Consider the following 26511-nt stretch of genomic DNA (forward strand, 5'->3'; position numbering starts at 1 on the left):
GACAAGGATATCCGCTTATTCAAATGCAACATTTGATTGAGCACCCGTAAAAAATGCCCACGATGATGTGGGCATTTTCCGTATATATCCCCCATCAAATGTCGGACGTTTCGCCAGCAGCAGTCAGCAATCCGCCTACGGTAATACCCTGCAAACCTGCGACATACAACGTCGCAGCAACGACGTAGGAACACACCATCTCTCGCCCCTACCCTTTGCGCTCTCCCTTTGAAGGCCATGGAAGCGCATGCAAAGCACACTCATCGATATCCCGCCGCTAAAAACACTTGGCTTCTGTCTGGCCATCACGCTGTTCGAGTGGCTGACCTACATGGCCAGCGACATGATCATGCCGGCCATGCTCTCCGTCACCAAAGACCTCAGTGCCGATCCACGTCATATCCCCACTGCGTTCAATCTGTACCTGATCGGTGGCGTCTGCCTGCAATGGCTGATCGGGCCTCTGTCCGACCGGTTTGGCCGGCGTCCCTTGCTGCTCATCGGCTGCGCGCTCTTCGCCATGACCTGCCTGGCTGCGATCGCCACACCTGGCATCGAAGTCTTCAATGCGCTGCGACTACTGCAAGGCATGGGGCTGGGGTTCGTGGTGGCTGTCAGTTATCCCGCGCTTCAGGAAGTGTTCGGTGAGGCGGATGCCGTACGGCTCATGGCGCTGCTGGGCAACGTCGCGCTGTTATCGCCACTGATGGGCCCGCTGCTCGGCAGCCTGCTGCTGGAATGGCTGAGCTGGCGCGAACTGTTCCTGGCCCTGGGCCTGGCGGCCGCCATCACGTGGATCGGGCTCTACGCCTGTATGCCGGAAACCGTTGGGGTCGTTCGTCGTGATGGCAGCCAGCAGGCTTCGGTTCCGTTGTCCTGGCGACTGACGCGTCGTCGGTATCTGGCCCTGCTGCGCAACCCGAAATTCCTCGGTGCGAGCCTTGCACTGGGGATGATGAGTCTGCCGCTGATAGCGTGGATCGGACTCTCGCCTCTGTTGCTGATCCAGCGACTTGGCTTGTCTATGCGTGAGTACGCCTTGTGGCAGATACCGATCTTTTCGGCGGTCATCGTCGGCAATCTGATCCTTGACCGGTTACTGGCCTCGCGCGAACTGGCGCAATTGATTCGCCTGGCGCTGTGGCCGTTTTGCCTCGGACTGCTGACCCTGCTGATCGGCGCCCTGACCGGTGCCTCCCTCAATTTGTTGATTGCAGGCCTCGCGCTGTACGCATTGGGACTGGGTATCAGCAATGCCGCGCTGTACCGGCTGGCGCTGTTTTCCAGCGATGACAGCAAAGGTCTGGTCTCGGCAGCAGTGGGCATGATCTCGATTGCGGTAATGGGCACCGGCGGTTCGCTCATCGCGGCCATCGGCGGCGGTGCCCGCCTCGAATTCTTCGCCCTTTGGGCAGCACTGGGCGGGCTGCTGAGCCTGCCCTTCTTGTACCGTTTTCTGCGAGAAACTCCGGCGAAAACCGCCTCTTCGACACATCAATAAGGACGTCTGATGTCTCATTTCCCCCACAGCGACGCGCTCTGTGCGTTGTCGCAACCCTATTGCCCGGAATCCGTACCAGTGGGTCTTTTCGACCAGGCCATGGCCGAAATCAGCCGGTTTCACAGTGAGCACACGCCTGGTTATGAACATTGGTTGAACGCCAACGGCCTGACCGTGACGGACCTGGACAGCATCGACGATTGGTCGCGACTGCCGCCGATCTTTGCCAGTTTCTTCAAACAGCAACAACTGCTCAGCCCGACGGGTGCAGACGCACTGGAACTGACATCGTCAGGCACCAGCGGCCAGAAAAGCCGCATGCGTTATGACGAACGCAGTCTTGCCGCTGCGCAGTACATGGTTGAACGGATCTTCCACCACTATGGCTGGGACAGCCCGCACACGCCGTGCAACTACTTGCTTCTGAGCTATGAGCCCGAAGCCAGCATCACCCTTGGCACGTCGTTTACCGACCAGTTCCTGTGCCGATTCGCTCCGGTCAACCGTGTGGCGTATGCCTTGCGCCGCACCGGTAGCGGCCATGAGTTTGACGGTTTCGGCGTCATTTCGGCGTTGCAGTCCTTTGCCGAAGAAGGCCTGCCGGTGCGCATCATCGGCTTCCCGGCGTTTCTGTGGCACACCCTGCAACGCATGCGTGCCTCCGGGGTGGCAGATCTGCGCCTCGCGCCGGACTCGCTGGCGTTGTTTGGCGGCGGCTGGAAAACCAGCGCCGCGCAGGAGATTCCCCGCCGTAAGCTTTACGAGCGCATTCATCAGCAATTGGGAATCGACATCGCCCGCTGCCGCGACGGCTACGGTGCAGTCGAGCATCCGGTGCCTTACTTCGAATGCGCTCACCATCGTTTCCATGTCCCGGTGTATTCGAAGGTATTCGTGCGCGATCCATCCAGTTTCTCCGTCCTGCCCTATGGCCGGCCGGGCTTGCTGAGTGCGGTCTCGCCCTACATTTCTTCCAGCCCTGCCCATGCGGTCGTCATGAGCGACCTCGCCACCCTGCACCCCGGCGCAAGCTGCGGCTGCGGTCTGGACAGCGACTGGTTCGATTTGCATGGCCGCGCCGCCGCCACGGCGGGCAGAAGCTGCGCCATGGCGGCGTCCGAACTGCTGGGGAGGCACTGACATGTACCTGATCAATGGACAACTTCACGATGACCTCAACCTCGATACCGCGCTGAATCAACTGCGTCACGTGCTGCCACAACGTCTGAATTCGCCTCTGCAAAGCGAGACGGTTATTCATGCGGCGGCCGCGTTCGCCCGCCGGTTAGGCGATTTCAGTCCGGCCCTGCCGCTCGATGCAGAACAACGCCAGTCGTTGATTGCGTTCTGTCAGCCTCAAGGGCTGCGGCGCAAGCTCGAACGGGAGCTGGGCGATCAACCCTCTGCACTGCGTCGCTTCGACTTTCGCCAACCACGTTTCGAGCGCTGGAGTCCGCTGGGCCTGGTGGTTCATATCACCCCCGGCAACGCGACACTGTTGGCGTTCTGCGCGGTGATCGAGAGTCTGCTGGCCGGTAACGTCAACTGGCTACGCCCCAGCAGCAGCGACCACGGGCTGACTGCGCAATTGCTCAATGCGCTGACGCAATGCGACCCCAGCGGCCAACTCGCGGGACATGTCGCTGTCGTTCCGGCGACCACCGCGCAAATCGGCCAGTTGTGCCAATGGGCCGACGGTGTCTCTGCCTGGGGTGGCGAATCGGCACTGCAAGCGATTCGTCAGCAGATCCCCGCCGGGTGCCGCTGGATCGATTGGGGGCACCGCATCAGCTTCGTCTATCTGACTCCGGACGCCGCCTCGCCGCAAGCGCTGGATGCCGTGGCGGATGAAGTCTGTCGACTCGATCAGCAAGCCTGTTCCAGCCCGCAATGGTTGCTGGTGGACAGCGACGACGAAGCCGTGCTGCGCGAGATCGGTGAACGCCTGGCCGAGTCATTCGAACGCCGTGCCGGGCAATGGCCGCCCTTACAGCCCACCCTTCAGGAAGCCTCGCAAATCACCACCGACACGGCCATGGCCAGGCTTGCACACAGTTTCGCCGAGGTGGCTGGCGAGGTCTGGACAGCACCCGGCTGGCGGGTGATCTGGACCCATGACCAACACTTGAAACCTTCGCCGCTGTTTCGCAGCCTGCTGCTCAAGCCACTGCCCCGCACGCGGGTGATCGAGACCTTGTTGCCATGGCGAAACCTCCTGCAAAGCTGCGCCCTGATCTGCCCGGAACAGCAGATTGCAGAGCTTTCACAGCGACTGATCACCGCCGGCGTCACCCGGATTGCGCCGATGCTAGCCATTCACGATGGCTACAACGGCGAACCTCACGACGGCGTCTATGCCCTGCAACGCTTGAGCCGGCGAGTCTCGGTCAGTCTGTCGCCGACACAACTGACCACCCAGGCGACGCTCAACGGCCCGCCACCTCGGCCCCGCGTGGCCGACCTGCCGATCATGAGCAAGGAAGACTTCGTCACACGTCCGATCAATCCTGCGGCCCAGCTGTATTTCCGATCCGGCGGCAGCAGCGGCGTGCCGGCGTTGTCAGGCTTCAGCTATCGGGACTTTCGCCAACAGATGTGCGCGACGGCCGATGGTCTGTTTGCATCCGGTCTTGATCCAGTTAAAGACCGGGTGATGAACCTGTTTTTCAGTGGCGGTTTGTATGGCGGTTTTTTCAGTTTCGCCAAAGTGCTTGAGCAACTGGACGTCACCCACTTGCCGATGGGCGCACCCGCCGATGATAACTACCGGGAAATTGCGCAATTGATCGTTGATCAGCGGGTAAGCACGCTGATCGGCATGCCGAGCACCCTGCACCGCTTGTTCCTCAACGAACAAACCCGTCTGCGCGCCTATGGCGGGGTCGAAAAGGTATTCCTCGGCGGTGAGCATCTCGGCGAACAGAGCCGCCAGTTGCTGCAAGACTGCGGCGTCAGCCTGATCCGCTCGGCGGTCTACGGCAGCGTCGACGCCGGCCCGCTCGGTCATGCGTGCTCAGCCACCCACGATGGCGTGTTTCATCTGTTGAGCGATATCCAGCACTTGGAAATTGTCGCATTCGAAGCCGATCGCCCTGTCGGTGATAACGAAACCGGTCGCCTGGTGTTCACCTCTATCGCGCGGGAAGGTCAGGACGTTCAGCGTTACGACGTCGGCGACAGCGGCCGCTGGGTACCCGGACGGTGTGGCTGTGGTTTGCAGACGCCGCGTTTCGAACTGCTTCAGCGCCACGGCAGGCTGGTGCGCATCGGCACCGATTTCATCTGCCTCTCGGAACTGGCGCAGCACCTGCAGACCGAGTTCCAGGTGATCCTCGAGCATGCCCCCGACGGACTGGAGCGCATGAAATTCCGAAGCCTGCTCCAACCCCACGAAGTGCGCCAACGACTGCTGGGTTACCCGACGCTGGCAACTCTTGTGCAGGCCGGGCTGCTGACAGTGGACGCACAGGTCTGCGCCATCGATCGGTTCACCCGAAACAAACACAGCGGCAAGACGCCGCTGCTGATCGATAACCGAGGAATCCGCCCCTCCTCCGATTTGCAAGGAGCACACGATGAACCCAAGAATTGAACTGCAGGATCTGGTGGCTTTTGCACGCCAGCATTCACGCTTTTACGCCAGCCACTTTGCCGACGTAGCCGAGCAGGTGACGTCCCTGAGCGAATTGCCGGTGATTGACCCCGCGCACTACTGGAAAGGCAGCCAGGACCTCGACCGCTGGCCGGTGCTGACCGCAGGCCTGGGCAACGCGATGGTTTTCAAAACCGGAGGGACCACCCGTGATGGCAAACTGTCGGTCTTCGAACGCGGCGAATGGCAAACGCTGGTCGAGGATTTCGGTCGCAGTCTCAACGTGCATTTGAACAAGGGCGATCGGGTCGCCAACCTGTTTTTTGTCGGCGATCTGTATGCCAGTTTCATCTTCACTCACGATGCTCTGGCCCACGTTCAGCCGGGCGTTGTGGAGTTCCCTTTCACCGGCCATGTCGATTCGGCCGTCCTGACCGATGCGATTTCCCGGCATCGGATCAATGTACTGGCAGGTTTACCTGCGCATTTATTGACCTTCGCTGCGTGGCTGGAACGCCAGGGGCGCAGGCTGGGGTGCGTCGAACGCCTGCTCTACGGCGGTGAAAGCCTGTTTCCGGCGCAGTTGCAATTGCTCGGCCGGGTCTTCCCCAATGTACGCGTCGCCTCGATGGGATACGCCAGTGTCGATGCAGGTTTCATCGGCGCCAGTCATCCCGACTGCGCCTTGGGTGAACACCGGATGACGCGGGGCCACAGCGTGCTGGAAATCCTTGATGAACAGACCGGTGAGGTGATCGAGGAATGCGATCGCACAGGACGCCTGGTCATGACCAATTTCACCCGGCGACTGATGCCGTTGATTCGCTACCCGGTCGGCGACCGCGCCTGCTGGCGGGAACTCGACCGAACGCCCATGCGCAAATTCGCGTTGATGGGCCGCAGCGCCGACAGCCAGCGAGTCAGGGTGGGAATCCTGACGCTGCTGCCCGATGAAATTGGCAACACGGTGCAACGCATCACCGGCAGTGACGATTGGCAACTGGTGATCGAGCAGGTCGGGACCAAGGATGTCCTGCGTCTGAAATGGGCTCCGGACGCTGTGCAATCCACTCCATTTGACACAGACCGAAGACTGCACAGCGCGCTGATTGAACATTACCCGTTGATCAAACAACTGAATGCCGATCACTTGCTGGATATGGAGATTCACTGCTGCACGGTTCAGGACCTGTCATGCCACCCGCGCTCCGGCAAACGCCAGCGCGTGCTGGATCTGCGCGCCTACGACACCCCGCCCATGGAACATCGCTGATGGAAACAGTCACCCTGCGAAGCTTCCGCAGCAGCGACGCTCCTGCCGTTAGCAATTTGTTCAGAAAAATCTACGGCGATCTTTACGCTCAGCCTCACGTCTATCTGCCCTGCATGATCGATCGCAACCATGCGCTGGGTCACTGGCACTCTTTGGTCGCCGTCGCAGAAGATCAAACGCTGGGACACGCGACCTTGATTCATGCCAGGGGATCGCACATCGCCGAGCTGGCGTTGAGCGTGGTTGCCCCGGAAAACCGTGGTCAGAACATTGCCACTCGCCTGGGACGGCAGCTGTTGATTCATGCGCAAGCGCTGGGATACCGGGGCGTGACGATCAAACAGGTCACCGGCCATCCCTACACACAACGCATGGCCGCCAGCCTCGGCTTTCAGAATGTCGGATGGCTGCCCGACTATGTACCCTCTCCTTTCAACGACTCGGCGCGGGAGTCGCTGATTATCGGTTACACACCCATCGACGATAACCGACGTCCGCTCCCGACCCTGGCGTGGCCCGAAAGCTGCCGGGATTTCATGATGCAGATGTGCAGCGTGTTCGGAACACAGGACAAAGCCGCGCCCTGGGTGGGCGAACCGGTGCAGCTCGAACAACAATCGAACCGGTATGAAGGCACTTTCAAAGAGCTCGATGGCGGCTTGTTGAAGCAGTTGCAAGCACTGCCGGCGCATTGGCTTATTTCAATCAGGCTCAGGCTGGCGAAGAGTTTTGAAGACGCGTCGTACTTGTTGACGGCGGCGGGATTCGTGTTCACCGGGCTGGTACCGGATGAGAGAGGCGCGGGCTGGCTGGCGCTGTTTCATCGCGGCGCAAAGCCACCGGTGTTGAAGCTGATCTGCCCGCAGATGCAGCGGCTGCATGACGACCTGCAACTGCAGATCGCTCGCGGAGCGCAATAACGCTCAAGCCCCCTTATCGGGGGCTTGTCGTTGCGAGGTCAAGCCTTGGCGCTGACACCTTTGTCCGTCGGCAGCGAACGATCACCACCCTGCCCGTAGGTCTTCAGGTTCTGAAGAACGTAAATGGCTTTCTTGTACTCGGGAATCAGCCCGTTGGCGTACTTGTTGCCTTTCAGATTGTTGTTCTGGATGGTGTCCAGTTGCGTGGCGAAATACTCCAGCGCATTGAACCTGGCATCCGGGTCTTTCTGAACGCCGAAACGGTCGAACTTGTCACCGGCATTGAGCAGTGTCATCGACGTCACTTCGGAAATAAGGCCCCGACTGCGCAGGAAGTCAGACAGTTTGCCCAACTGCTTGGCAGAGACGTTTTCCGGATCGAACCCCTTGATGTTCTTGTGCAAACGCTGCTTGTCCATTTCCGCCGTATTGAGAACGGTGGGGTCGTTGCCGACCAGGGCCAGCATCTGCTTGACCTTCACGCTTTGAGAAACCGGTTTGCCCGAGCTCCCTGTATCTCGAACCAGCAAACCTGCCTTGGGCTGCCACGCGCCGGTATAACCAACGGTCATGAGCGTGCTCCTTGCGAAAAGAACATGGAAATATCCTTGTGGAACGTCTTGAGTTGCCCGGAGTATCGGCCGGCAAACTGATGGCACCAATCTGTTTTTCACTTTTTTACAAATTTCGTACATTCTCGATACAAAGCACTAAAGCCCCGCAGACGTTGAGCCAGAGCCTCCTGTCCCAGCCGGATAAAATCGGGTTTTTAGTCTAACGAACGGGCTGGTTAGTTCGCATGTGTCGAATCTGTTACTTACCGATCAGCATTTAAAAACTTTTTAGCACGTGAGTACCTAAAGCTTCCTCGCAGCGCGACGATACGTAAGGGATACCCCTACTGTTTTACTCCTCGCCCCTAATAAGAAACGCTGCTCAAGGACCGGTCTCCATGCCCGCATTCCGTACCATTCAGGCTCGCTACACGCTGTTTCTGGTTCTTTTCATTCTGTTGCTGTCGGTCCTGACGGTCGTGGGCATCAGCCAACTGGTCGCGCCGAAACTGCGCCATACCGAAGAGCAAGTGGTGCTCAACCGCATCGCCGAGGTCGCCGAGCAGATCCAGGGCGAACTGAACAAAGTTCAGTCCCAGCAACGCAGCATCACTCAGACCATCCCGCTGCTCGACAGCGCCGCTATCGATACGGTGCTGCCGGGGCTGGTGGACCAGTACGGCGAGTTGAAAGTATTTGGCGGCGGTATCTGGCCACTGCCCGGTCAGCGTGAGGCGGGACGCAACAAGTTCAGCACCTTCTGGCACCGCGACAGCTCCGGCAAACTCGCTGTGAACACCTTCTGGAACAGCGACGCAGCCCCCAACTATTACGACCAGAGCTGGTACAAGGGCGGCTTGCAGACCCCGCGCGGTCAATGTGCCTGGGCCGCTGCTTATAAAGACGATGCCAGCGCCGAGCCGCGCACCAACTGCGCCATGGCCATCCAGAAAAACGGCACGACCTGGGGCGTCTCGACCATCGACGTCACACTGGGCTTCTTCAACGACCTGGTAGCGCGCAAGGAAAAAGACCTCAGCGCCGAAATGCTGATCGTCGAGGCCGACGGCAAGATCATCAGCAACAGTTCGCGCATCAATGGCCCGATCGTGCTGAAAAACATCAGCGAGCTGGCCGGCAGTTCACCTTTCGCGAGTCAGGTAAAGGCTGGCTTGCAACAACGTGATCAGGCCCAGCGTGTCGAATTCGACAACAACGGTGTAGCCAGCACCTTCTTCATGCGCCCGATCGAAGGCACGCCCTGGTTCCTCGCCACTGCACTGCCGACCAAAATGCTCACCGCGCAACGTGATGACGTGCTCAGCACCCTGAGCCTGTTGCAGATCCCACTGGTGATCCTGCTGGTGCTCTGGCAGGTCTATGCGATTCGCCAACTGATCCAGCGCATGAAGGCCTTGAAAGCCAACATCGATTTGCTGTCCAGCGGCGATGCCGACCTGACCCGACGCATCACCATTCGCGCCGAAGACGAACTCGGCGCGATCGGTCACTCGGTCAACACCTTCATCGCCTACCTGCAAAACATGATCGGTGAAGTCACCCAGGCCACCGGCGCCATGGCTTCCAGCCTCGATAACCTGCAACGCACCTCGGCGCACACCAGTCAGATCCTGCTACGCCACGCCTCGGAAACCGACCAGACCGTCACCGCGATCAACGAAATGAGTTCGACCGCTGAAAGCGTCGCGCAGAACGCCGCTGAAACCGCTGCCTTCACCCAGCGCGCCAACGAAAATGCCGATCGCTCGCGGGTCGTGGTCGGCGAAGCCTCAAACAGTGTCGTCGCGCTGATCGACGAAGTGGCCAGCGCCACGCACAAGGTCGAAAGCATGCAGCAGGACGCTCAACGCATCACCGAGATTCTCGGGGTGATTGGCGCGATTGCCGGCCAGACCAACCTGTTGGCGCTCAACGCTGCCATCGAAGCGGCCCGCGCCGGTGAGCAAGGCCGCGGCTTTGCGGTGGTGGCCGACGAAGTGCGTGCCCTCGCCGCCCGCACCCAGGCCAGCACCTCGGAAATCAACGAAATGTTGACCCGCCTGACCCAGGGCGTGAGCTCGTCAGTCAGTGCCATGGAAAACACCCAGGCCAGTTGCCAATCGGCCGCCGACGCCACAGCGCGAGTCAACAGCGGCCTCGACGAGATGGCCGGCTCGGTCAGCCATATCAACAGCCTCAGCACCCAGATCGCCACCGCCGCCGAACAGCAAAGCGCCGTCACCGAAGAGATCAACCGCAGCATGGTGCAAATCCGCCACATGGTCGATGAACTGGTGCAAAGCGGTCAGGCCAGCGAGCTGAACACCCGACAACTGCTGGAAGCCAACAGCCAGGTCAGTGCGATCATGGGCCGGTTCAAGGTGCGATGAGCTTGTTTACCTGACAAATCTGTCATCTCTCGCTCAGCAGGCTGTCAGCCTTGATCTACGATCATGCTGGCAGCCCGCCTTGTATCACTTGGAAACACTCCGTTGATGCCGGGCAGGAAAATCCGGTCAAAATGCGTTCTTTTTTGATCGTCACCCGAGCCGAGAGCCCTCCATGCGAAACCACCTGCGTCTGGCCGCCCTGAGCGCGCTGTTTATCTCCTCGCTGGCGCAAGCCGCCGACCTCATTCCGATCGAAGTCCACCGCGACGCCAACTGCGGCTGCTGCAAGAAATGGATCAGCCACCTGGAAGCCAACGGTTTCAAGGTCGAGGATCACGTTGAAGCCGACATGAGCAGCTTCAAGCAACAACACGGCGTACCGCCTCGTCTGGCGTCCTGCCACACGGCGATCATCAACGGCAAATTCGTCGAAGGTCATGTGCCCGCCGAACAGGTGCTGGCCCTGAGCAAGCGTGACGACCTGCTCGGCGTGGCCGCTCCGGGGATGCCGATGGGTTCGCCGGGCATGGAAATGGACGGCATGAGCGATGCCTATCAAGTCATCGGCCTCAAAAAGGATGGGGCTGATGTGGTGGTGGCTGATTACCCGGCCCATTGATGACAGCGGGTTATCTCGGGCTGTTCTTCGCCGCGTTTGGCGCGGCCACACTGCTGCCACTGCAATCGGAAGCCGTACTGGTCGGGTTGCTGGTCAGTGATCGTTATTGGCTTTGGGAACTGTTGGCGGTGGCGACGCTGGGGAATGTCCTCGGTTCGCTGGTCAACTGGTGGCTGGGACGAGGACTGGAGCGGTTTCAGGGGCGACGCTGGTTTCCGGTCAGCCCGAAACACATGGACCGCGCCCGCGCTCACTATCAACGTTATGGACACTGGTCGCTGTTGCTCAGTTGGCTGCCGGTCATCGGTGATCCCCTGACGCTGGTCGCCGGGGTCATGCGCGAACCGCTTGGGCGATTCCTGTTGATCGTCACCCTGGCCAAAGGCACCCGCTATGGGGTGCTGGCGATGCTCACGCTGGGCTGGCTCGGTTGAACGTTCAGACGCGGGCATTGCCTGTGTTTAACGTCGCCCTAATCCGGCCGTTCCAGCATCGGCCGATTTCTTGTGGAGTTGTCCTATGTCTGTGTCGCTGACCCGCTGGCTGCCCGGCTTGTTGCTGACCGCTGCCCTGCCCCTGCTGGCTCACGCCGAAGGCCCGCAATACGGCCCGGAACTGCAAGGTTTCGATTATCCCTACACCCTCAAGCACTTTGCCTTTCAGTCCCAGGGCCAGTCTCTGCAGATGGGCTACATGGACGTCGCCGCCCACGGCAAGGCCAACGGACGCACCGTGGTGCTGATGCACGGCAAGAATTTCTGCGGCGCCACCTGGGACAGTTCGATCCAGGCCCTGAGTGAGGCAGGTTACCGGGTGGTCGCCCCCGATCAGATCGGTTTCTGCACCTCCAGCAAACCCGATCACTACCAGTACACCTTCCAGCAACTGGCGGCCAACACCCAGCAATTGCTCAAGGCGCTGGGCATCCAGAAAGCCACCCTGCTCGGCCACTCCACCGGCGGCATGCTGGCCACCCGCTACGCCCTGCAATACCCGGATCAGGTCGAGCAACTGGCGCTGGTCAACCCTATCGGCCTCGAAGACTGGAAAGCCCTCGGCGTACCGTATCGCAGCGTTGACCAGTGGTATCAGCGCGAATTGAAAGTTACCGCCCAGGGCATCCGCGACTATGAACGCAGCACCTATTACGACGGTCGCTGGAAACCCGAATTCGACCGCTGGGTCGACATGCTCGCCGGCCTGAGCAACGGCCCGGGCAAGACTCAGGTCGCATGGAACTCGGCGCTGATCTACGACATGATCTTCACCCAGCCGGTGTACTACGAGTTCAAGGACCTGAAGATGCCGACCCTGTTGCTGATCGGCACCTCCGACACCACCGCCATCGGCAAGGACATTGCGCCGCCCGAGGTGAAAGCGAAAATCGGCCATTACGACGTGCTGGGCAAGCAGGTCGCCAAACTGATTCCGCAATCCACGCTGGTGGAATTCCCCGGCCTGGGCCACGCCCCGCAGATGGAAGAACCGGCGCAGTTCCACCAGGCGCTGCTCGGCTGGCTGAATAAAACCTATCCCGTTCGTTGAGGAGTCAAGGCTGATGGCGGTGCAGATTGCAGTGATCGATGACTGGCAGGACGTGGCGCGGGACGTGGTCGACTGGTCGGTGCTGAACAGTCTGGGGGAAGTGACCTTCGTCCATGAATACCCGGCGGACAACGCCACACTGGCCGAACGACTGGGCCGGTTCGAGGTGATTTGCGTGATGCGCGAACGCACACGCTTCGATGGAGACCTTCTCAAGCTCTTGCCGAATCTGAAGCTGCTGGTCACCGGCGGCATGCGCAACGCGGCGCTGGACATGCCAGCCGCTGCCCGGCTCGGAATCAAGGTCTGTGGCACCGACAGTTATAAACATGCCGCACCGGAACTGACCTGGGCGCTGATCATGGCCGCCACCCGAAATCTGGTGAACGAGGCCAACGCCCTGCGCGCAGGGCAATGGCAACAGGGTCTGGGCGGCGACCTGCACGGCAAGACCCTCGGTATTCTTGGCCTTGGCAGCATCGGTCAACGGGTGGCGCAATTCGGTCAGGTGTTCGGCATGCGGGTAATTGCCTGGAGCGAAAACCTGACCGCCGAACGCGCCGAGCAGGCCGGCGTGACCCATGTCAGCAAGCAGCAGTTGTTCGAGCAGGCCGACGTGCTGTCGGTGCATCTGGTGCTCAGCGACCGCAGCCGTGGGCTGGTCGATGCCCAAGCGCTGGACTGGATGAAACCGACCGCCCTGCTGGTCAACACGGCACGCGGGCCGATCATCGACGAAGCCGCGCTGATCAAGGCATTGCAGAAACAACGCATCGCCGGGGCAGCCCTGGATGTATTCGATGAGGAGCCGTTGCCGGCGCTACATCCGTTTCGCACGCTAGACAACGTGCTGGCCACGCCTCATGTCGGATATGTCAGCCGACAGAACTATCAGCAGTTCTTTTCGCAGATGATCGAGGACATTCAGGCCTGGTCGGCTGGAGAACCGCTTCGTCTGCTGAACTGACTTTCGTCCGATTCGCGGGCAGTCCCTGCCCGCGAAGCAGCACCCGTTGACCGCACGCCAACACAACTGTCTGCACCGCAACAGTGCGCTCGCACTTTGCCGGCGCCCGAAATCGTGACCCGCCGGTCACCACTTTGCATCATCACCCCTGCGAAACATGCACTTCGTCGGGGCGCACCTCCTCCCAAAGCCACGGATTTCGTGAGCCTGCAACAGATTGTCGAACAATTCGTCCGATTGCCGTGGCCCGCTCTAGGATCTGGCCTAGACTGGTTTTCGCGGGGCGAAACCGGCCGGTCACAAAGCGGAAATTTTGTCGAAACTTTTGCTGATCGCGACGGGTCATCTGAAAGACAGGGCCAAAGCGACTGGTTCATTCCTTGCAACGGCCTCTTCACCCATTCTGCTTGCGCGTGTTGGGTAGCGTTTGCTCACCGATGCGTGGCGCGTTTGCGCCCGGCCACAGGATTTGGCCATGGACATCGCTTGTTCAAGACAAGAATCAGATCAACAAAACGGGAGATTCATATGATCAGTGCGGCATTGGATATTCAGGGAGAGCGTGCTCATCAGCCGGTCGGCGAGTCGAGCACCGTGAGCGTTCCCGGCAGCCGGTCGATCAACGTCCCGGGCACCAAGACGCTGACACCGGTAGCCAGTCAGAACCCCAACAAGAAGAAAGTGTTGTTCGTGACCTCGGAAATCGCCGATCTCGTGAAGACCGGCGGTCTTGGTGACGTTTCTGCCGCCCTGCCCCGCGCGATGGCGCATCTGCATGACGTCCGGGTGCTGATCCCCGGTTACCCGCAAGTGATGAACAGTGAGAATCCGATCCACATCATCGGTGAACTGGGTGGCCACGCCGCGCTGCCACCCTGCAAGATCGGGCGCATGGACATGCCTGACGGTCTGGTCATTTATGTGTTGATCTGCCCTGAACTCTACGCTCGCGACGGCGGCCCTTACGGCGCCAACAATGGTCGTGACTGGCCGGACAACCACATCCGCTTCGCCCGTCTGGGGCTGGCTGCCGCCGATATCGCCGCCAACCTCGCACAAATCCACTGGTGCCCGGATCTGGTGCACGCCCACGACTGGCCGGCCGGGCTGGCGCCCGCTTACATGCACTGGCGCGGGCAACGCACGCCGACCCTGTTCACCATTCATAACCTCGCCTATCAGGGCGTGACCAGCCTCGGCTCATGCCCGGAACTCGGGATTCCCGCCCATGCCCTGCAACAGGAAGGCATGGAGTTCTACGGCAAGATGTCGTTCCTCAAGGCCGGCATGGCCTATTCGAGCCACATCACCACGGTCAGCGCCACGTACGCGCAGGAAATCACCACCCCTGATTTCGGCTGCGGCCTCGATGGCTTTCTCGCCGCGAAGACCCAGCAAGGCTTGCTCAGTGGCATCCCCAACGGTATCGACGAGAGCTGGGACGCCGCCACCGATCCGCACCTGTTTGCGCCGTTTGCCATCGGCGACTGGGAAGGCAAGGCAATCAACGCTGCCCACGTGCGCGAACTGTTCGGTCTGAAAGACTCCGAAGGCCCGCTGTTTGCCGTGGTGTCGCGGCTGGTTTATCAAAAAGGCCTGGATCTGACCGAAGCCGTCTCCGAGTACATCGTTCAGAACGGCGGCCAGATCGCCATCATCGGTCGCGGCGAGCCGGAAGAAGAACAGGCCATGCGCGAACTGGCCCTGCGTTTCCCCGGCCAGATCGGCGTGCGCATCGGCTTCAATGAAACCGACGCCCGGCGGATGTTCGCCGGCAGCGATTTCCTGCTGATGCCTTCGCGTTACGAACCTTGCGGCTTGAGCCAGATGTACGCCCAGCGTTTCGGCTCATTGCCGGTGGCGCGCAATACCGGCGGACTGGCCGACACCATTGAAAACGGCGTCACCGGGTTCCTGTTCAACGAATCGACGGCCGACAGCTACCGCGAGGCCCTGAGCCGCGCGTTCAAGGTATTTGCCTTCCCGGACCTGCTTCATGCCATGCGCTGCCGGGCGATGGCGGCTCCGTTCAACTGGTGCAAAGCGGTAGAACCCTACGCCGAACTTTACGAACAACTGGTGGCCAAGGCCTTGGGTAAAACGCACCACAAGTAACCAGGGAGGTTTTCAACGATGCCGTTACGGTCCCAAGAAATCTGGCCCCACGGCGCGATCATGCTGGATGCCGACCACACGCAATTCGCGTTGTGGGCCCCGGATGCGTTTTACGTCAGCGTCGAGTTGGACAACGGCCAGTCCCTGCCGATGCTGCCGCAAGGCGATGGCTGGTTTGTCATCAAGACCCGCTGCCCCGCCGGCAGCCGCTACCGTTTCAATATCGATGGCGAACTGGAGGTGCCTGACCCGGCCTCCAGGGCGCAGGACGGTGACCTCGACCGCCACAGCGTGGTGGTCGATCCGCACGCCTATGCCTGGCGGAATACGATCTGGCACGGTCGGCCGTGGAATGAAGCGGTGATCTACGAATTGCATGTTGGTGCGCTCGGTGGTTTCGCCGAAGTCGAGCAGCATCTGGCGCGCCTGGCCGAACTCGGCATTACCGCCATCGAGCTGATGCCGATCGCGCAGTTCCCCGGTGAGCGCAACTGGGGCTACGACGGCGTGCTGCACTTCGCGCCGCAGGCTTCCTATGGCACACCGGAACAGCTCAAACACCTGATCGACAGTGCCCACGGTCATGGCCTGGCGGTGATTCTGGACGTGGTCTACAACCACTTCGGCCCCGACGGCAATTACCTGCATCGCTACGCCAAGGGTTTCTTTCGCGAAGACAAACACACCCCGTGGGGCGCGGCCATCGATTTCCGCCGCCAGGAAGTGCGGGACTTTTTCATCGAAAATGCCTTGATGTGGCTGCTCGAGTACCGTTTCGACGGACTGCGTCTGGATGCGGTGCATGCGATCGAAAGTCCCGACTTTCTGCCTGAACTGGCGCAACGCGTACGCAGCCAGATCGACCCGGCCCGTCATGTGTGGCTGACCATCGAAAACGAGCTCAACCAATCGAGCCTGCTGGAGGAAAACTACGACGCGCAGTGGAATGACGACGGCCACAACGCGCTGCATGTGCTGCTGACCGGTGAGACCGACGCCTATTACGCGGACTACGCGCTGCAACCCACTCGCCAATTGGCGCGCTGCCTGAGTCAGGGCTTCGTGTTTCAAGGCCACATCACCCGGCATGGCGAACCCCGTGGCGAGCCCAGCGAGCATTTGCCGTCCACCGCTTTCATCCTGTTCCTGCAAAACCACGATCAGATCGGCAACCGCGCCTTCGGCGAGCGGCTACACCAATTGGCCGACCCGCGCGCCGTGGAAGCTGCGACCGTACTGCTGCTGCTGTCACCGATGATTCCGCTGATGTTCATGGGCGATGAATACGCCGCCGAGCAACCGTTCCTGTTTTTCACCAGCCACCATGACGAACTGGCGAAGCAGGTGCGCGAAGGCCGGCGCAACGAGTTCGCGGGGTTCAGCGCCTTCACCGATCCGCACAAGCGCGAGCAGATTCCAGACCCCAACGCCGAACAGACCTTCCAAGCCTCGCAACCCCGCCTGATCGGCAGCGGCACACCGAAACAGCAGGCAACACTGGCGCTGTACCGCCAACTGCTGCAATTGCGACATCAATACATCATTCCAAACCTGTCCGGCACCCAGGCCCTCGGTGCCACGTTGCTTGACCGTGGCGCCGTCAGCGCGCGCTGGCGACTGGGCGATGGCAGCGAGCTGCGAATCGACCTGAACCTCAGCGACAAGCCCGTGGTCAACCCTCCACAGGCCGATGCGGTGTGGCGCTTGCAACACCCGCCCAACGCCGACCTGACGAAGGAGGGCCAATTGGCCCCGTATTGCGCGCTTGTCAGCCTCACGGCCGCAACCCCTTTGCCACCCCTGGATGGAGAGCGCCTATGAGCGATGCGCAACTGGAAATTCTCGCCAGCCGAGCCGGCCTCGCGGTCGACTGGATCGACGCCAATGGCCGCCCGCAAAAGGTCGCGCCGGCCGTGCTGCGCAATGTCCTCACCGGGCTCGGCCACCCGGCCGGTTCAGCCCAGGAGATCGACGCCAGCCTGCTGGAACTACAACAAGTGCAACAGGACCGCCAACTGCCGCCACTGCTGACCGCCGATGTCGGGGTGGGTCTGGATCTGGCGCGTTATTTTGAAGCCGAAAGCCCCTGTGAGATTCATCTTGAGGACGGCACGCGGCTGTCGCTCAAGCTCGACGCCGATGCGGTGTTGCCTGGCGAGATCCCGGTCGGGTATCAGCAAGTGCACATCGCCGATCAACATTTCATCCTGGCCGTGGCGCCCGAGCGCTGCTACAGCGTGGGCGATGCCGTGGACAGTCCGATCCCCCGCGCCTGGGGCCTGAGCGTGCAGCTTTACAGCCTGCGTCGCCCCGGAGACGGTGGGTTCGGCGACACCCAGGCCTTGGAAGAACTGGCCCGCAGCGCCGGCGAACGCGGTGCCGACGCCTTGGCGATCAGCCCGCTGCATGCGATGTTCAGCGCCGATACCGGGCGCTACAGCCCGTATTCGCCTTCCAGCCGCCTGTTTCTCAATTCGCTGTATGCCGCGCCGGGAACCATTCTCGGCGAGCGCGCCCTGCGTGATGCCATTGACGCCGCCGGGCTGGCAGATCAATTCGAGCAACTGGAAAACCTGAAACTGATCGACTGGCCAAGCGCCGCTGACGCCAAGCAAAAACTCCTGCAAGCACTGTACGAAGGCTTCAGCCGGGGCGAGCACCCGTTGCAGGCGGATTTCTCCAGCTATCGCGATGCGGGTGGCGAAGCGCTGGAAAACCACTGCCGCTTCGAAGCCATCCAGGAAATGCGCGCCGCCCGAGGCGAAAACCTCGACTGGCGCGAATGGCCGGAGCACTGGCACGACCCGCGTGGCGCCGCCCTCGGTGCATTTGCCGAGGAGTACGCCGAACGCATCGGCTACTTCGCGTTTTGCCAATGGCTGATCCACCGGTGTCTGGAGCGCGCACAAAGTGCCGCCCGCAGCGCCGGCATGGGCATCGGTCTGATCGCGGATCTGGCGGTAGGTGCCGATGGCGCCGGCAGTCAGGCCTGGAGTTTTCAGGACGAATTGCTGGCGTCGCTGACCGTCGGCGCGCCACCGGACATCCTCAATCGGTCCGGCCAGGGCTGGGGCATCTCCGCGTTCTCCCCTGAAGGTCTGGTGCGCAACGGCTTTCGTGCGTTTATCGACATGCTGCGCGCCAACTTCGCCCACGCTGGCGGCCTGCGCATCGACCATGTCATGGGCCTGCAACGGCTGTGGGTAATTCCCAACGGCGCGGTGCCGGCGGACGGCGCCTACCTGTATTACCCGGTCGATGACCTGCTGCGTCTGTTGACCCTTGAATCCCACCGCCATCAGGCGATTGTGCTGGGCGAAGACCTCGGCACCGTGCCCGACGGTCTACGGGAAAAACTGATCGCCCGCGCCATGCTCGGCATGCGCGTGCTGTTGTTCGAACAGGACAACACCCATTTCAAACCGATCCTCGACTGGCCGGACAACGCGCTGGCCACCACCAGTACCCACGATTTGCCGACGCTCAACGGCTGGTGGCATGGCCGGGACATCGACTGGAATGCACGACTCGGGCTGATCGACGCCAACGGCGAAATCGACTGGCGCCGTTACCGCGAACGCGAACGCGAAGGTCTGCGCGGTGCCTTGAGCCAGGACCCGCAGAACTTTCGCGAAGAGTCCCACGAGGCCGATCAGGTGGTCGACGCCAGTGTCCGTTTCCTCGGCCACACCCGCGCGCCGCTGGTGCTTTTGCCGCTGGAAGACGCACTGGGGCTGGACGAACAAGCCAATCTGCCCGGCACTATCGACACCCACCCGAACTGGTCGCGGCGCCTGCCCGGCACCAGCGAAACCCTGCTCGATGGCGTCGACGCCGCACGGCGTCTGGAATTGCTTGCCTGTGCCCGCCTTCAGGCCGCCGAGCGTGACCGATGAGTGCATTGCCAGACCAGACACTTCGGGCCACGGTGCGCCTGCAATTTCATAAAGGTTTCACCCTCGATCAGGCGGTGCCGCTGGTGGCGTATTTTGCCCGGCTCGGCATCAGCCATGTTTATGCCTCGCCGTTGCTCGCCGCCCGCGCCGGGTCCATGCACGGCTACGATGTGGTCGACCCGACGCGGGTCAACCCTGAACTCGGCGGCGAACCGGCGCTGCGCCGGCTGGTCGCGGCTCTGCGTGAGCACGGTATGGGACTGATCCTCGATATCGTTTCCAACCATATGGCGGTCGGCGGCGGTGACAACCCGTGGTGGCTGGACTTGCTGGAATGGGGCCGGCTCAGTCCCTATGGCGAGTTCTTCGACATTCAATGGCACTCGCCCGACCCTTTGATGGAAGGCCAATTGTTGCTGCCCTTCCTCGGCAGCGATTACGGCATTGCGCTACAGGACGCGACCCTGCCGCTGGTGTTCAACGCCGAAAGCGGCACCTTCCACGTCGAGCATTACGAACATCACTTCCCGATCTGCCCTGGCGATTACGGCGAACTGCTGAAAACAGACGAACCGGCGAACGAGGCGCTCAAGTCACTGGCCGATCGCTTCAGCAGCCTCAGCTACCAGACCGACGCCCGCTCGCTGGCGATCCCGCTCAAGGAAGAACTGCGGCAACTGGCCAGCGACCCGCACATCCTGCAAACCATCCAGCGCAACTTGACGCACTACGACTCAAAGGCCGATGAAGGTTTCCAGCGGCTGCATCAACTGCTTGAGCGGCAAAGCTATCGCTTGGCCAGTTGGCGTACCGCCGCCGATGACATCAACTGGCGACGCTTCTTCGACATCAATGAACTCGGTGGCTTGCGCGTCGAACGTCCCGCCGTGTTCGAAGCGACCCACGGCAAGATTTTCCAATTGATCGGTGAAGGCCTGATCGACGGTCTGCGCATCGACCACATCGACGGTCTCGCTGATCCACGGGGTTATTGCCGCAAGCTACGTCGACGTCTCGACTTTTTAGCGCCGGGGCGGCACTTGCCAATCTACGTCGAGAAAATTCTCGGCGACGGCGAAACCCTGCGCACCGACTGGGCAGTCGATGGCAGCACCGGTTACGAGTTCATGAATCAACTGTCGCTGCTGCAACACGACCCGGCCGGTGAACACGTGCTCGGGGACTTGTGGCAACGCCGTACCGAGCGCCCTGCCGCGTTTATCGAAGAGGCGCGACTGGCGCGTCAGCAGATTCTCAACGGTTCCCTGGCCAGCGATTGCGAAAGCGTTGCCCAGGCGCTGTTGCAAGTGGCCCGGGACGATTTGATGACCCGCGACCTCACACTCGGCTCCATCCGCCGGGTGTTGCAGGCGTTGATCGTGCACTTCCCTGTTTATCGCACCTACATCAGCGCAATGGGCCGTTCAGAGCAGGACGAGGTGTTTTTCCAGCACGCCATGGAGGGTGCACGCCAGACGTTGAGCGAAGGCGAATGGCCGGTGCTCGATTCCGTGGCAGCCTGGCTCGGTGGCGAGCCGTGGCGTCGCAAACCTCGTGGGCGCTCGCGCAAGATCCTGCGCCATGCCTGCGTACGCTTTCAGCAACTCACCTCGCCCGCTGCCGCCAAAGCCGTGGAAGACACCGCGCTGTACCGCTCGGCGGTGCTGCTGTCGCGCAATGACGTGGGCTACAACACCGAACAGTTCAGCGCCCCGGTCAGCGATTTTCACGCGGCAAACCTGCAACGTCTGACGACATTCCCCGACAACTTGCTGGCCACTGCCACCCACGACCACAAGCGCGGCGAAGACACCCGCGCCCGCTTGGCCGTGCTCAGCGAACGCAGCCACTGGTACGCCGAACAGATCGAATTGTGGCGTGCCCTCGCCCGGCCGCTGCGCAATGACGATCAGATGCCGTCGCCCGCCGACGAGTTGATCCTTTATCAGGCGTTGCTCGGCAGTTGGCCGCTGGAACTGCACAACGACGATCAGGATGGATTCGCCGACTACGCCAAGCGCATCTGGCAGTGGCAGCAAAAAGCCCTGCGCGAAGCCAAGCTGCAAAGCAGCTGGAGTGCGCCGAATGAGGCCTACGAAAACGCCACACAATCATTCACCGAGCAATTGTTGTTGGCTCCCGAAGGTGAACTGTTGCGCGGGGCGCTCGCCAAGAGCGTCAACAGCATCGCCGCTGCCGGCGCCCTCAACAGTCTGGCGCAAACCTTGCTGCACATGACGGTGCCGGGGGTGCCGGATCTGTATCAGGGCAATGAGTTCTGGGATTTCAGTCTGGTGGATCCGGACAACCGTCGACCGGTGGACTACGACTTGCGTGAGCAATCCGTGAAACCCGCGCCGGCATCGGAGCTGCTGTCGAACTGGCGCGACGGGCGAATCAAACAAGCGTTGATCGCCCAGGTGCTGAACCTGCGCGCCGAACACACCGAGTTGTTTCGCCGAGGCTCGTACCAGGCCCTCGAGGTGCTGGGCAGCCAGGCGCACAACGTGCTCGCGTTTGCCCGTGAGCACGGGGGGCAACGGGCAATCGTCATCGTGCCGATCCGTTGCGCAACACTGCTGGAAAACGGTGCCGTCCCTCAGGTCGATGCGCTGCGCTGGGGCGATACGCGGGTCGAATTACCGTTCGCCGCCTCGGACGAACATCTGAAGGGACTTTTTTCGAGCACCGCAGTCACAAAAAACAGGGAGCTGGAGGTCAGCGCCGCGCTGGGGGATTTCCCGGTCAATCTGTTTATCCAACACTTCTAGAAGCATGAGTTCAGTTCAGGAGCATTGCGATGAGTACCGACGATAAACGCATTCGCGAATTCGCCTATCAGATCTGGGAATCGGAAGGTAAACCCGAAGGTGAAGAGGCACGCCACTGGGAGATGGCGCGCAAACTGGCCGAGGCCGAAGCTTTGGCACCGAATAAATCACCGAAGTCTGGCGCTGGCAAAGCACCGGCCACCAAGGCCTCTGACCCCAAGGCTGCTGCCAAGCCCAAAGCCACGACGGCCAAAGCCAAACCGGCGAGCGCTGCGAAAGTGATTCCACCTGGCGAAAAACCTGCCGAGAAAAAGCCCCGCGCACCCCGCAAGCCCCCGGCGGCCTGACGCTTCTCGAACCGTTGAACTGAATGACCGCGTGGCGGGTTCGCTCGCCACCGAGGGTTCACTCGTCCTTTAAAAATGCCCACCCCGATTTGCAGGAGCAATCATGACCCGTCCAAAGAAAGCCGAGCCCGCCGCACACGCCGAGCCTTCGCGAATTCGTGAAGGCCTGCCCTTCCCGCTCGGCGCGACCTGGGATGGTCTGGGGGTGAACTTTGCGCTGTTTTCCGCCAACGCCACCCGCGTCGAACTGTGCATTTTCGACGATGCCGGCGAAGTCGAGCTCGAACGCATCGAACTGCCGGAATATACCGACGAGATTTTCCACGGCTACCTGCCCGATGCGCACCCCGGTCTGATCTATGGCTACCGGGTCTACGGCCCTTACGATCCGGCCAACGGCCACCGCTTCAACCACAATAAATTGCTGATCGACCCCTACGCCAAGCAACTGGTTGGCCAGTTGAAATGGTCCGAAGCACTGTTCGGCTACACCATCGGCCACCCGGATGCCGACCTCAGCTTCGACGAGCGCGACAGTGCGCCCTTCGTCCCCAAATGCAAGGTCATCGACCCGGCGCACACCTGGGGCAACGACCACCGCGTCAGCGTGCCGTGGGACAAGACCATCATTTATGAAACCCACGTGCGCGGCATCAGCATGCGCCACCCCGGCGTGCCGGATAACGTGCGCGGTACGTTTGCCGGGCTGATGGTCGATGATGTGCTGGAACACATCCGCAAACTCGGCGTATCCACCGTCGAACTGCTGCCGATCCACGCCTTCGTCAACGATCAACACCTGCTGCACAAAGGCATGACCAATTACTGGGGCTACAACAGCATCGCCTTCTTCGCCCCGGACCCGCGTTATCTGGCCAGCGGCAAGATCGCCGAGTTCAAGGAAATGGTCGCGCACCTGCACGAAGCCAATCTCGAGGTGATTCTAGACGTGGTCTACAACCACACCGCCGAGGGCAACGAGCAAGGCCCGACCCTTTCGATGCGCGGGATCGACAACGCTTCGTACTATCGGCTGATGCCGGACGACAAGCGCTTCTACATCAACGATTCCGGCACCGGTAACACCCTCGACCTGAGCCACCCGTGCGTCTTGCAAATGGTCACCGACTCGCTGCGTTACTGGGCCAGTGAAATGCACGTCGACGGCTTCCGTTTCGACCTGGCGACCATTCTTGGCCGCTACCACGACGGTTTCGACGAACGCCACAGCTTTCTCGTGGCCTGCCGCCAGGACCCGGTACTGCGTCAGGTGAAAATGATTGCCGAGCCGTGGGACTGTGGCCCCGGTGGCTATCAGGTCGGCAACTTCCCGCCGGGGTGGGTCGAATGGAACGACAAGTTCCGCGACACCGTGCGCGCCTTCTGGAAAGGTGACGACGGCCAAGTCGCCGACTTCGCCAGCCGCATGACCGCCTCCGGGGAAATGTTCAATCAGCGTGGTCGACGGCCTTATTCATCGGTGAACTTCATCACCGCCCACGACGGTTTCACCCTCAACGATCTGGTGTCCTACAACGACAAACACAACGAGGCCAACGACGAAAACAATCAGGACGGCAGCAACAACAACCTGTCCTGGAACCACGGCGTCGAAGGCCCCACCGACGACCCCGAAATCAACGCGCTGCGCCATCGGCAGATGCGCAACTTCTTCGCTACATTGCTGCTGGCCCAAGGCACGCCGATGCTGGTGGCCGGCGACGAATTCGCCCGCACTCAGGACGGCAACAACAACGCCTATTGCCAGGACAGCGAAATCGGTTGGGTCAACTGGGACCTGAGCGAGGACGGCAAGGCGCTGCTGAAATTCGTCAAACGCCTGATCAAGCTGCGCCTGACTTACCCGATCCTGCGTCGCGGACGTTTTCTGGTCGGCGAATACAACGAAGACATCGGGGTCAAGGACGTGACCTGGCTGGCGCCGGACGCCACGGAGATGACCACCGAGCACTGGCACGATGCTCATAACCGCTGCCTGGGCATGTTGCTCGATGGCCGCGCCCAGGAAACCGGCATCCGCCGCAAGGGCGCCGACGCGACGTTGCTGCTGGTGGTCAACGCCCATCACGACATCGTCAACTTCACGCTGCCGGAAGTGCCTGAAGGCAGTTTCTGGACGTGCATGGTCGACACCAATCAGCCATCGATCCGGGGTCAGGAGCGCTTTGATTTCGGGCACGAATATTCGGTCACCGGGCGCTCGTTGCTGTTGTTCGAGTTGCAGCGCGAAGAGGAAGACTGACATGGATCTGCCCGGCTATTTCTCGCGGCGCACACCGGACTACGGCGACACCGAATCCCTCGGCCGGTATCTGCGGGAAATGGTCGAAGCCGGTCTCGACCGTCTGCCATTGCCGGGCAGCGGTCGCACGCTGGAGCGCTGGCAAAGGCTGTCCGAGGTCGGCGGTCATGATCTGGGGTTGTGCAAACTCTATGAAGGCCATATCGATGCCTTAGCGATCATCGAGCAGCTCGGTGGCTCGCCGACGCCCGCCAGCACGTGGGGCATGTGGGCCGCCGAACCCCCGCAGGCGCGGGTCAGGGTCAGCCGCTCGGGGCAGCTCGTGCGGTTGAACGGGCGCAAGGCCTGGTGCTCCGGGGCGGCGGTGCTCAGTCACGCCCTGCTTACGGCGTGGGATGAGGATGATCGTCAGCAACTGGTGGCCGTGGCCCTCGATCAACCGGGCGTACGCGTGACCGATCAAGGCTGGCACGCGGTCGGCATGGCGGCCACCGGCAGCGTCGAGGTGCTGTTCGAGGAGGTAGAGGCCCAAGCGATCGGCGACCCCGGCGACTACCTGCAACGTCCGGGTTTCTGGCACGGCGGAATCGGCATCGCCGCATGCTGGTACGGCGCCGCGAGGGAGATCGGCGAACGCTTGCGCCAGCAATGTGCGCGGCGTGAGGACCCTCACGCGCTGGCCAGCCTCGGTGCCGTCGACAGCGCCTTGCACGCGGCCGCTCAAGTGCTGCGCGTCAGCGCTCTGGACATCGACAGCAATCCCCACGCCAACGCCGAGCTGCTGGCCCGCCGCGTACGCGCCGTGGTCGAGGATGCCGCCGAACAGGTGATCCGCGAAAGCGGTCGAGCACTTGGGGCCGGGCCATTCTGCAAGGATCCGCACTTCGCCCGCCTGGCGGCCGACTTACCGGTTTACCTGCGTCAGAGCCATGCCGAACGTGATCTGGCGGCACTTGGCCAATTGATTGCGCAACAACCACGCGAGGGTTGGGCCCTATGAAGCGCAATCCGATCGTCGGCGAGGGCACCTCACTGCATGAATGGCAGGGCTCACGTCATCTGGCGGCGGTGGACAGCATCGACATTCTTGATCTGGTACCGCCGGGATCGCGGGCGGTGGTGATCGCGCCGCATCCGGACGATGAAGTGCTCGGTTGTGGCGGGCTGCTGCAACGACTCGGGGCGGCGGGACGCACCTTGCAATTGATTTCGGTCACCGATGGCAGCGCCAGTCATCCGGGCTCGGATCGCTGGCCGGTGGAGCGCCTGAGCGTGGCGCGCCCGCAGGAATCCGCCGAAGCCTTGCGTCGTCTCGGCCTGCCCATGCACCAGTTGCAGTGGCTGCGCGGCGGCTTCCCCGACACCCAGGTCGCGGCGCGCGAGTCGATGCTTTGCGAATACCTGACCCGTTACCTGCAAGCCGATGACGTGATCTTCACCACCTGGCGCGAGGACGGCCACAGCGACCACGAAGCCGTCGGCCGCGCCAGCGTCGAAGCGGCGAAACACGTGGGTGCGATTTGCCACGAGCTGCCGGTCTGGGCCTGGCACTGGGCAACCCCCGAAGACGCCATCGTACCCTGGGAACGGGCGCGCAAAATCCTGCTCAGCCCGGCGCAAGTCGCGCGCAAGCGTCACGCGGTGCACGCGTTCGCCAGCCAGCTGGAGGGCGATCCGGCAGCGGGCCTGCCACCGGTGCTCGCGCACTATGTCATCGATCGACTGTTGCAACCATTCGAGCTGGTATTTCTATGAGTG

The 26511-nt window shown here is 61.5% G+C and carries 19 protein-coding genes; 18 read left to right on the plus strand and 1 reads right to left on the minus strand.

All coding sequences use genetic code 11. The features are described from left to right. The first annotated feature begins 247 nt into the window (after positions 1–247). Genes JJN09_RS06450 through JJN09_RS06470 form a run of 5 tightly spaced genes read left to right on the plus strand, consistent with a single transcriptional unit; the run spans position 248 to position 7286 of the window. Positions 248–1501 carry an MFS transporter gene (locus tag JJN09_RS06450; protein WP_249486336.1) on the plus strand — a complete coding sequence of 418 codons (1254 nt, stop codon included), beginning with the start codon at positions 248–250 and terminating at the stop codon, positions 1499–1501. A gap of 9 nt (positions 1502–1510) precedes the next feature. Then, complete coding sequence (locus JJN09_RS06455; RefSeq protein ID WP_249486337.1) at positions 1511–2641, plus strand: acyl-protein synthase; 1131 nt, start codon at positions 1511–1513, stop codon at positions 2639–2641. 1 nt (position 2642) lies between these two features. Further along, entirely contained in the window at positions 2643–5093 is a 2451-nt protein-coding gene (locus JJN09_RS06460; RefSeq protein WP_249486338.1) for an aldehyde dehydrogenase family protein, read from the plus strand. Next, a complete protein-coding gene (locus JJN09_RS06465; protein WP_249486339.1) occupies positions 5077–6366 on the plus strand; it encodes a phenylacetate--CoA ligase family protein in 1290 nt (429 codons plus the stop codon). Before JJN09_RS06460 ends, JJN09_RS06465 begins: the two co-directional genes overlap by 17 nt. After that, the gene (locus JJN09_RS06470) at positions 6366–7286 is read left to right on the plus strand and encodes a GNAT family N-acetyltransferase (RefSeq protein WP_249486340.1); all 921 of its coding nucleotides are present in this window, start codon (positions 6366–6368) and stop codon (positions 7284–7286) included. The genes JJN09_RS06465 and JJN09_RS06470 overlap by 1 nt, the downstream gene beginning before the upstream one ends. Before the next feature lie 38 nt (positions 7287–7324). Here the strand turns inward: JJN09_RS06470 and JJN09_RS06475 are convergent, their stop codons facing one another. Continuing rightward, positions 7325–7858, minus strand: coding sequence for a hypothetical protein (locus JJN09_RS06475; RefSeq protein ID WP_249486341.1), 534 nt, complete (start codon positions 7856–7858; stop codon positions 7325–7327). Positions 7859–8238: 380 nt separating this feature from the next. Between JJN09_RS06475 and JJN09_RS06480 the strand changes: the two genes are divergently transcribed. From JJN09_RS06480 to JJN09_RS06540, 13 genes are all read left to right on the plus strand, one after another. Next, positions 8239–10230, plus strand: a complete 1992-nt coding sequence (locus tag JJN09_RS06480) for a methyl-accepting chemotaxis protein (RefSeq protein WP_249486342.1) — start codon at positions 8239–8241, stop codon at positions 10228–10230. 172 nt (positions 10231–10402) lie between these two features. Beyond that, the gene (locus tag JJN09_RS06485) at positions 10403–10849 is read left to right on the plus strand and encodes a DUF411 domain-containing protein (protein WP_096820280.1); all 447 of its coding nucleotides are present in this window, start codon (positions 10403–10405) and stop codon (positions 10847–10849) included. Continuing rightward, positions 10849–11283: a YqaA family protein gene (locus JJN09_RS06490; RefSeq protein ID WP_249486343.1), complete on the plus strand. Its 435-nt coding sequence runs from the start codon at positions 10849–10851 to the stop codon at positions 11281–11283. Before JJN09_RS06485 ends, JJN09_RS06490 begins: the two co-directional genes overlap by 1 nt. An 85-nt stretch (positions 11284–11368) precedes the next feature. Beyond that, positions 11369–12394 (plus strand): alpha/beta fold hydrolase, encoded by a 1026-nt coding sequence (locus tag JJN09_RS06495; RefSeq protein ID WP_249486344.1) that lies wholly within the window; start codon positions 11369–11371, stop codon positions 12392–12394. Positions 12395–12407: 13 nt separating this feature from the next. Further along, entirely contained in the window at positions 12408–13361 is a 954-nt protein-coding gene (locus tag JJN09_RS06500; RefSeq protein WP_249486345.1) for a D-2-hydroxyacid dehydrogenase family protein, read from the plus strand. Positions 13362–13889: 528 nt separating this feature from the next. Further along, positions 13890–15476 carry a glycogen synthase GlgA gene (glgA, locus tag JJN09_RS06505; protein WP_249486346.1) on the plus strand — a complete coding sequence of 529 codons (1587 nt, stop codon included), beginning with the start codon at positions 13890–13892 and terminating at the stop codon, positions 15474–15476. Positions 15477–15494: 18 nt separating this feature from the next. Beyond that, complete coding sequence (gene treZ, locus JJN09_RS06510; RefSeq protein ID WP_249486347.1) at positions 15495–17297, plus strand: malto-oligosyltrehalose trehalohydrolase; 1803 nt, start codon at positions 15495–15497, stop codon at positions 17295–17297. Continuing rightward, the gene (gene malQ / locus JJN09_RS06515) at positions 17294–19372 is read left to right on the plus strand and encodes a 4-alpha-glucanotransferase (protein ID WP_249486348.1); all 2079 of its coding nucleotides are present in this window, start codon (positions 17294–17296) and stop codon (positions 19370–19372) included. Before treZ ends, malQ begins: the two co-directional genes overlap by 4 nt. Beyond that, the gene (locus JJN09_RS06520; protein ID WP_249486349.1) at positions 19369–22143 is read left to right on the plus strand and encodes a malto-oligosyltrehalose synthase; all 2775 of its coding nucleotides are present in this window, start codon (positions 19369–19371) and stop codon (positions 22141–22143) included. Before malQ ends, JJN09_RS06520 begins: the two co-directional genes overlap by 4 nt. A gap of 29 nt (positions 22144–22172) precedes the next feature. Continuing rightward, positions 22173–22490 carry a DUF2934 domain-containing protein gene (locus JJN09_RS06525; RefSeq protein ID WP_249486350.1) on the plus strand — a complete coding sequence of 106 codons (318 nt, stop codon included), beginning with the start codon at positions 22173–22175 and terminating at the stop codon, positions 22488–22490. A gap of 103 nt (positions 22491–22593) precedes the next feature. Beyond that, positions 22594–24753 carry a glycogen debranching protein GlgX gene (glgX, locus tag JJN09_RS06530; RefSeq protein ID WP_249486351.1) on the plus strand — a complete coding sequence of 720 codons (2160 nt, stop codon included), beginning with the start codon at positions 22594–22596 and terminating at the stop codon, positions 24751–24753. A gap of 1 nt (position 24754) precedes the next feature. Then, positions 24755–25753, plus strand: coding sequence for an acyl-CoA dehydrogenase (locus JJN09_RS06535; RefSeq protein WP_249486352.1), 999 nt, complete (start codon positions 24755–24757; stop codon positions 25751–25753). Continuing rightward, positions 25750–26508 carry a PIG-L deacetylase family protein gene (locus JJN09_RS06540; RefSeq protein ID WP_249486353.1) on the plus strand — a complete coding sequence of 253 codons (759 nt, stop codon included), beginning with the start codon at positions 25750–25752 and terminating at the stop codon, positions 26506–26508. The genes JJN09_RS06535 and JJN09_RS06540 overlap by 4 nt, the downstream gene beginning before the upstream one ends. Positions 26509–26511: the final 3 nt, after the last annotated feature.

The sequence above is a fragment of the Pseudomonas sp. HS6 genome, from assembly GCF_023375815.1.
Classification (GTDB): Bacteria; Pseudomonadota; Gammaproteobacteria; order Pseudomonadales; family Pseudomonadaceae; genus Aquipseudomonas.

What these genes read in the sequence shown, in the direction of transcription:
- treZ (WP_249486347.1), top strand. Translation starts at nt 15,495, where the DNA reads ATGCCGTTACGGTCCCAAGAAATCTGGCCCCACGGCGCGATCATGCTG.
- JJN09_RS06535 (WP_249486352.1), top strand. Translation starts at nt 24,755, where the DNA reads ATGGATCTGCCCGGCTATTTCTCGCGGCGCACACCGGACTACGGCGAC.
- JJN09_RS06485 (WP_096820280.1), top strand. Translation starts at nt 10,403, where the DNA reads ATGCGAAACCACCTGCGTCTGGCCGCCCTGAGCGCGCTGTTTATCTCC.
- glgA (WP_249486346.1), top strand. Translation starts at nt 13,890, where the DNA reads ATGATCAGTGCGGCATTGGATATTCAGGGAGAGCGTGCTCATCAGCCG.
- JJN09_RS06475 (WP_249486341.1), bottom strand. Translation starts at nt 7,858, where the DNA reads ATGACCGTTGGTTATACCGGCGCGTGGCAGCCCAAGGCAGGTTTGCTG.
- JJN09_RS06500 (WP_249486345.1), top strand. Translation starts at nt 12,408, where the DNA reads ATGGCGGTGCAGATTGCAGTGATCGATGACTGGCAGGACGTGGCGCGG.
- JJN09_RS06455 (WP_249486337.1), top strand. Translation starts at nt 1,511, where the DNA reads ATGTCTCATTTCCCCCACAGCGACGCGCTCTGTGCGTTGTCGCAACCC.
- JJN09_RS06525 (WP_249486350.1), top strand. Translation starts at nt 22,173, where the DNA reads ATGAGTACCGACGATAAACGCATTCGCGAATTCGCCTATCAGATCTGG.
- JJN09_RS06470 (WP_249486340.1), top strand. Translation starts at nt 6,366, where the DNA reads ATGGAAACAGTCACCCTGCGAAGCTTCCGCAGCAGCGACGCTCCTGCC.
- JJN09_RS06450 (WP_249486336.1), top strand. Translation starts at nt 248, where the DNA reads ATGCAAAGCACACTCATCGATATCCCGCCGCTAAAAACACTTGGCTTC.
- JJN09_RS06490 (WP_249486343.1), top strand. Translation starts at nt 10,849, where the DNA reads ATGACAGCGGGTTATCTCGGGCTGTTCTTCGCCGCGTTTGGCGCGGCC.
- malQ (WP_249486348.1), top strand. Translation starts at nt 17,294, where the DNA reads ATGAGCGATGCGCAACTGGAAATTCTCGCCAGCCGAGCCGGCCTCGCG.
- JJN09_RS06540 (WP_249486353.1), top strand. Translation starts at nt 25,750, where the DNA reads ATGAAGCGCAATCCGATCGTCGGCGAGGGCACCTCACTGCATGAATGG.
- JJN09_RS06520 (WP_249486349.1), top strand. Translation starts at nt 19,369, where the DNA reads ATGAGTGCATTGCCAGACCAGACACTTCGGGCCACGGTGCGCCTGCAA.
- JJN09_RS06495 (WP_249486344.1), top strand. Translation starts at nt 11,369, where the DNA reads ATGTCTGTGTCGCTGACCCGCTGGCTGCCCGGCTTGTTGCTGACCGCT.
- JJN09_RS06465 (WP_249486339.1), top strand. Translation starts at nt 5,077, where the DNA reads ATGAACCCAAGAATTGAACTGCAGGATCTGGTGGCTTTTGCACGCCAG.
- JJN09_RS06480 (WP_249486342.1), top strand. Translation starts at nt 8,239, where the DNA reads ATGCCCGCATTCCGTACCATTCAGGCTCGCTACACGCTGTTTCTGGTT.
- JJN09_RS06460 (WP_249486338.1), top strand. Translation starts at nt 2,643, where the DNA reads ATGTACCTGATCAATGGACAACTTCACGATGACCTCAACCTCGATACC.
- glgX (WP_249486351.1), top strand. Translation starts at nt 22,594, where the DNA reads ATGACCCGTCCAAAGAAAGCCGAGCCCGCCGCACACGCCGAGCCTTCG.